This is a genomic window from Rhizobium sp. 01T444, assembly GCF_056398305.1.
Genome location: NZ_JBFTPD010000241.1, coordinates 1 through 630, shown reverse-complemented (window position 1 = coordinate 630; position 630 = coordinate 1). Strand labels below are relative to the sequence as shown.

General features: G+C 64.8%; 1 protein-coding gene. It reads left to right on the top strand.

Translation table 11 applies throughout. The features are described from left to right. The coding region (locus AC1DTN_RS38215) for a hypothetical protein (protein ID WP_477925378.1) at nt 1-630 on the top strand (630 nt) is incomplete at both ends.

Sequence of the window (630 nt, the reverse complement as noted above, 5' to 3'; positions counted from 1 at the left end):
GAGTCCGCCTTCGCCTATGCCGCCTACGGCATGCTGCTGTGCGGCGCGCTCGACAACCCGGCTCTCGGCTACGAGTACGGCAAGCTCGCCGTGGCCATGAACGACCGGCTCGACGACATCGCGCTGAAGTCGCGCGTGATCTACGTCTACACGATGTTCGTGCATCACTGGAACAGGCACTGGTCCAGCATGACGCCGTGGTTTCGCCGCGGCATCGAGGCCGGCTACCAGTCGGGCGACCTGCTCTACCTCGCCTACAGCGCGCAGGACTGCATCATCTGGGACCCGAAGCTCGACCTCGAAACGGCCGAGCAGGAGCACGCCGAGTTCCTCACCATCGTGCGCGACTGCGAGTACCAGGACTCGCTCGATTCGGGCACGCTGTTCCTGCAGATGCAGCGCAACTTCCTCGGCCGCACCGATGGCCTGTGCTCGATGAACGATGCGAGCTTCGACGAGCAGCGCTGCCTCGCGGGCATGCGCGAGCGCAAATTCATGACCGGCGTCGCCAACTATCACATCTACAAGGCGGAGATCTGCTGGTTCTACGGCGCGCATGAAGAGGCGCTGGCGCACGTGCGCGAGCAGGACCGGCTGATCGCCTCGGCGATGTCGCTGCCGCAGTTGGTG